General features: G+C 73.7%; 3 protein-coding genes. 2 read left to right on the top strand and 1 reads right to left on the bottom strand.

The window, feature by feature from the left end; all coding sequences use genetic code 11:
• A partial coding sequence (locus AB0M20_RS26075; RefSeq protein ID WP_364302479.1) for a sigma factor occupies positions 1-222 on the bottom strand: 222 nt, incomplete at its 3' end.
• An 82-nt stretch (positions 223-304) separates the two neighbouring features.
• Between AB0M20_RS26075 and AB0M20_RS26070 the strand changes: the two genes are divergently transcribed.
• Positions 305-1,957 (top strand): copper resistance protein CopC, encoded by a 1,653-nt coding sequence (locus AB0M20_RS26070; protein WP_364302477.1) that lies wholly within the window; start codon positions 305-307, stop codon positions 1,955-1,957.
• Between the two features lie 78 nt (positions 1,958-2,035).
• A partial coding sequence (locus AB0M20_RS26065; RefSeq protein WP_364302475.1) for a hypothetical protein occupies positions 2,036-5,235 on the top strand: 3,200 nt, incomplete at its 3' end.

Genomic DNA, 5,235 nt, shown 5'->3' with positions numbered 1-5,235 from the left:
CACGCCGGACCGTCCCTCGAAGCGCGGCAACGCCTGGAACGCCCGCAGATAGGTCTCCTGCGTCAGGTCGTCGGCGGCGCCGGGATCGACCAGCGCGGCGGCGAAGCGCCAGACCTCGGCCTGGGTGGCGCGGACGAAATCGGCCTGCGCGCCGGCGTCGCCGGCCCGCGCCCGCAGAGCGAGCAGGGTGGTCGCGTCGCGGCCGTTCTCACTCGGAGTCACGGACGATGATGGTACGCGCGGGTTCCTCAACTCCGCGGAGCCCCTTCGCCGGTACTTTCCCTCATCGTGGAGCATTGCCCTCATGTCTCGTGATCGACGCCGTGCGGTTGTGGCTGCCGTGGGCCTGTTCGTCGGCCTGATTCTGGCGCTGCTCGCCCCGGCCGCCCCGGCCGGCGCGCACGCCGCACTGGTGGGCAGCGACCCCGCGAACGGCACGATCGTGCCCGATGCGCCGAACAAGGTGACGCTCACCTTCAGTGAGTCGGTGCAGCTTCTGGCCGGCAAGATCCAGGTACTCGCTCCCGACGGCAGCCGCGCCGACCAGGGCGAGCCCCAGTCGACCGGCACCTCGATCACCATCCCGCTGCGCTCCGGCGCCGGTCGCGGGACCTACCTGGTGTCGTACCGCGTCATGTCGGCGGACAGCCACCCGGTCGTGGGCAGCCTCACCTACTCGGTCGGTGCCGCATCCGCCCCGCCGAGCGAGGATGCGGTCTCCGAGGCGATCGACCCGGTGGTGCGCGCCCTGATCCCGGCGGGCAAATACCTCGGGTACGCGGGCCTGGTGCTGCTCGTCGGCCCCGTGCTGGTGCTCGCGCTGCTCTGGCCGCACCGGCTGTCGCGGGTGGGCCCCGCGCGGCTGGTCTGGAGCGGCCTCGGGCTGATCGCGGCCAGCACGCTGATCGGCCTCTACCTGCAGGCGCCCTATGCGAGCGGCACGGGGGTGTTCGGCGCGTCGTTCGAGGACTTCAAGGAAGTGCTGGGCAGCACGTACGGCGCGGTGATGCTGGTCCGGCTCGGCGTGATCTGCGCGGCGGCGTTCCTGCTCCGGCCGCTCCTGCGTGGCGAGGGCGGTGAGTCCAAGGCGGACCTGGCGCTGCTCGGCGTGCTCGGCGTGGCCGCGCTGGCGACCTGGCCGCTGACCGGCCACCCGACGGCGTCACCGGTCGCCGGGGTGTCCGTCGTGGTCGATGCCGTGCACCTGGCGGCGATGTCGGTCTGGGTCGGCGGGCTGGTCATGCTGGTCGCGTTCCTCATTCCGCGGGCCGACGAGCGCGAACTGAGCGCGATCCTGCCGATCTGGTCGCGCTGGGCATTCACCGCGGTCGGCACGCTGGGCGTGGCCGGGGTGGTGCAGGCGCTCATCGAGGTGGGCTCGTTCTCGGCGTTCTTCACCAGCCTCTACGGGCAGCTCATCCTGGCGAAGGTGATCCTGTTCTCCGGTGCCGTCGGTGCGGCGAACGCCTCCCGCATCGCGGTGAAACGCAAGGTGGCGGCCTCCAGTCCGCGGCCGCTGCGCCGGGCGGTGCTGATCGAGATCGGCGCCCTCGTCCTGGTGCTGGGCGTGACGTCGGCTCTGGTCAACGTGCCGCCGCCACGGACCGCCCAGGCGGCCGAGACGGGCACCACCTCGACGACGGTCACGCAGACGATCCGCAACGACACGATGTCGCTGCAGGTGGATGTCTTCCCGGCCGCGGTGGGGAACAACTCCATCCATCTGTACGCGTACACGCCGGACAACAAGCCGCTGCCGGTGGTCGAGTGGGAGGCGACCGCCGCACTGGCGTCGGCGAACATCGAGCCGATCGAGGTGCCGCTGCTGCGCATCACCGACTTCCACGCGGTCGGGGACGTCGCGCTGCCTCAGGCCGGCGACTGGAAGATGACCTTCCGCGTGCGTACCAGCGACATCGACAGGTCCACGCTGACCATGGACGTGAAGATCAACTGACCGTGTCTTGATCCCTTCTCGGGCGTGCTCGTGCCGTTTGACCACTTTGGTGGCTTTTCGGTATGTATCGTCTGCGCAGTGACACCCGAGAAGGGGGAGAAACTCATGCGGGCGCTGCGCACGGTCCTCGGCATGCTGTTGCTGACCATCGGTCTCCCGGCGCTGTTCGCCGGAGCCGGCCTCTGGGCCGCGATGCAGCACCGCGACGCGGGCGGCGCGTTCAGCGGGCCGCTGCAGGCCATCACCACGAGCGGGCACGCCGTGGTGGTCGAAGACGTCGACGCGCTGCTGCGCAGTGACGCGCCGTTCGCCCGCATCGGCAACAGCCGGTTGCGGCTGAGCGCGCGCAGCGACGGCAGCCCGGCCTTCGTCGGCATCGCCCCGAGCGCATCGGTGGCGCGATACCTCGACGGTGTCCCGCACTCGGTGGTCCGCTCGGTGGACATCGGCACCGGCGCGCTGCCGGTCCGCACCAAGCGGGTGGCCGGCACCCGGGCCCCGGCGACGGTCCCCGCCGCCGAGCGTTTCTGGCTCCGCGCCGGCAACGGTCAGGTCGACTGGAACCCGCGCACCCTCGAGGGCCGCTCGTACAGCCTGGTCATCATGAACGGCGCGGCCCAGCCGGGCCTGCAGCTGCAGACGACCGCGGAGTTGCGGCCGGGGTGGCTCAACTCGAGCACGTGGGCGCTGCTCATGCTGGGCAGCCTGACGGTGATGTCCGGCATGATCGTCCTGGCGTGGCCGGGCCGCCGGCGCGAGGTCGTCTATGTGGTCGAGCCGAGCCAGGTGCCCGATCTGATGAAGGCGATCGGAGCGCCGCTGCCGGTGTCCCGCGCGGGCGGTCGCCACGCGGCGGGCAGCCGCCCCCGGACCTTGGCCGACGTGGGCGCACCGGCGCTGGCGTCCGTCCCGGCCGGCGCCGCGGTAGCTGAGGCTCCGCCGCTCCCGTGGCCTCCGGCCACCGACCCGGCACGGTCTTCCCCGGCTTCGTCGTCTCGTGCCCCGGCCTTCGCCGCCGCTTCTTCCACGCCGGCCGCGCCCGCCGCAGCTCCTGGGCCGGCCTACTCCGCCGCCTCTGGGCTCACCTCCGCGTCCGCCGCTTCGTCTGCTGCTTCGTCGGCGCCGCCGTCTCCTTCGGACTACGCCGCGGCCACCGCGATCCCGCCGCGTATGGGCGGAGTGCACCGCAAGGGCGCCGGTTCTCGGACACCGGCGCCGGGGGAGCCGATCGAGCTGCTCGGCGGCGGCGTGTCGGCGTCCGGACTGCCGCCGATGCACGGGCTGGTCGGCGCGCCGGGCCCGGTGCCCACGTCGGACTCACTCTTCGGGCGGGCCGCCCGCCGCAAGCCGCCCGCGCAGGCGGAGGACATTCCGGCCTTCGAGGCGTCGGCGGTCGGAGCCTGGGTGGCCGAGACGGCCGCGGCGAGGGCACGAGAGACCGAGTTGCGAGCCGCGGCGGCGCTGGCTCGCGAGCGGCGCAACACTCCGTCCACGTGGGAGGCGACGGGCTTGCGGCGCGCGGAGTCGCGCAAGGTGGGCTTGACCATCCCGCAGCCGCCGACGACCCCGGCCGAACCCGCAGCCGCCTCGTCGACCACCACTTCGGAGACGCCCGCCGGAGCCTCGGCTCCCTCGTCGTCTGCCGTCGCTGAGGCGCCGGCCGCATCGGCCGCCTCGTCGCCCGAAGCCTCCGCGGCGCCGGCCGCGTCGGCTCCTTCGTCGCCCGAAGCCTCCAGGGCGCCGGCCGCGTCGGCTGCTTTGTCGCCCGCTGCTTCTGGGGCGCCTGCCGCGGCATCGGCCGGCTCGCCATCGGCGTCGTCGTCTGTGTCCGGCGTGGCCGCCAAGAAGTCGGGCGCTGATTCCCAGTCCAGCGCGGCTGTCGCCAAGGCAACCGGCGTGGTGTCGGCGGCGGCTCAGCCCTCGGAGTCGGGATCCAAGCCGCCGGCGGCTCCTGCATCAGGTGTCTCCGCGCCTGCAGCTTCCGTGTCAGGTATGCCTGCACCTGCTGCCTCCGTGTCGGTTGTGTCTGCGCCTGCTGCTTCCGAGTCGGGTGCGGCTGCTACCGCCGCTGCTGCCGGCTCCACGTCCGCAGCGCCGACGTCGCAGAAGCCCGGGTCTGCGGCTTCGACGTCGCCTGCGGGCAGGTCGGCGTCGGCGGGGTCGTCCGCGTCGGCGAAGCCGGCAGCCGAAGCTCCTGGATCCTCCGCTTCGAGCGGCGCGACGCAGTCGCGGCCCGCCGCGGCGCCGTTCGGACGGCCGATCGTTGCCGCTCCGGGCTCGTCGCCCGCAGTGAAGAGCCCGACTTCGCCGACGGCTGTGAGCCGGCCGCACAGCTCGCTGACGACCGCTGCGGGCGGTGCGGGCTCTGCGGTCCATGGTGACCGGTCGCGCGCCGGGTGGACTCCGGCCGCGGCAGTCGGTCAGGCCACTGGCCTGACCCCAGCGGCCGGAACCGCGAGCTCCGCCGCCAAGCCCTCATCCTCGTCGCCCGCGGCCGCGGAGCCGCCGACCGCTCCGGAGGTGCGGCGCTCGTCCGCCGCTAGTGCCGCCGCGGCAGCCACGGCCGCTGGAGCTGCCGCCTCGGCCGCATCGAAGGCCGCCGCAGCATCCAACGCGGCCGCAGCCCCGAAGGCTCCCGCAGCCGCCCCGACCGGCACATCCGCGACGCCGAAGCCTGCGGCCGCGCCGACCGGCAAGCCCAGCAAGGCAGCGGTGTCGCGGACGAGCGCTCCCAGCCGCGCTGCCAAGTCCGAGAGTGAGCTCGCCGCTCTGCGCCAGGGCGAAGCCGACGCTGCGGCGCTTCGGGCGCTGGGTGCCCGTAGGTCATCAGCCGTCGCCCTTGCTGCCACCTCCGCGGGTGGCAAGGACGACAACGGTGCCGCCACCGTGCCGTCGCAGGCGGCAGGGTCCGACTCCGCGAAGTCGGACGCCTCCGCCCGACTCGGCGGTCAGTCGCCGATGCGGTCCGGCGCTCAGCCGGATGCCGCCCAACCGTCGGCGCAGAGTTCGACCGGCTCGCGGCCGGGAGCGCACGCTGGTGCTTCGACCTCGACCGACGGCAGTGGTGGCACCGGGACGCGGTCGGGTGCGCCGACCCGGATGGACACCGCTGGCGACGGCGGCGCCTCGCCCGCGAAGACGCCCGCCTCCGAATCCGCCGGCCGCCGACCGGCCGTGCCGGCCGCAAGCGCATCGACCACGGCTCCGGCTCCGGTAGCGCCGACCCAGCCGTCGGGCTCCCCGGCCGGCGCCGAAGCCGCCAAGCCGACCCACTACCG

It is taken from the genome of Actinoplanes sp. NPDC051633, assembly GCF_040681735.1.
GTDB lineage: Bacteria > Actinomycetota > Actinomycetes > Mycobacteriales > Micromonosporaceae > Actinoplanes.
This window is presented reverse-complemented; position numbering and strand designations above follow the sequence as displayed.

What these genes read in the sequence shown, in the direction of transcription:
- AB0M20_RS26070 (WP_364302477.1), top strand. Translation starts at nt 305, where the DNA reads ATGTCTCGTGATCGACGCCGTGCGGTTGTGGCTGCCGTGGGCCTGTTC.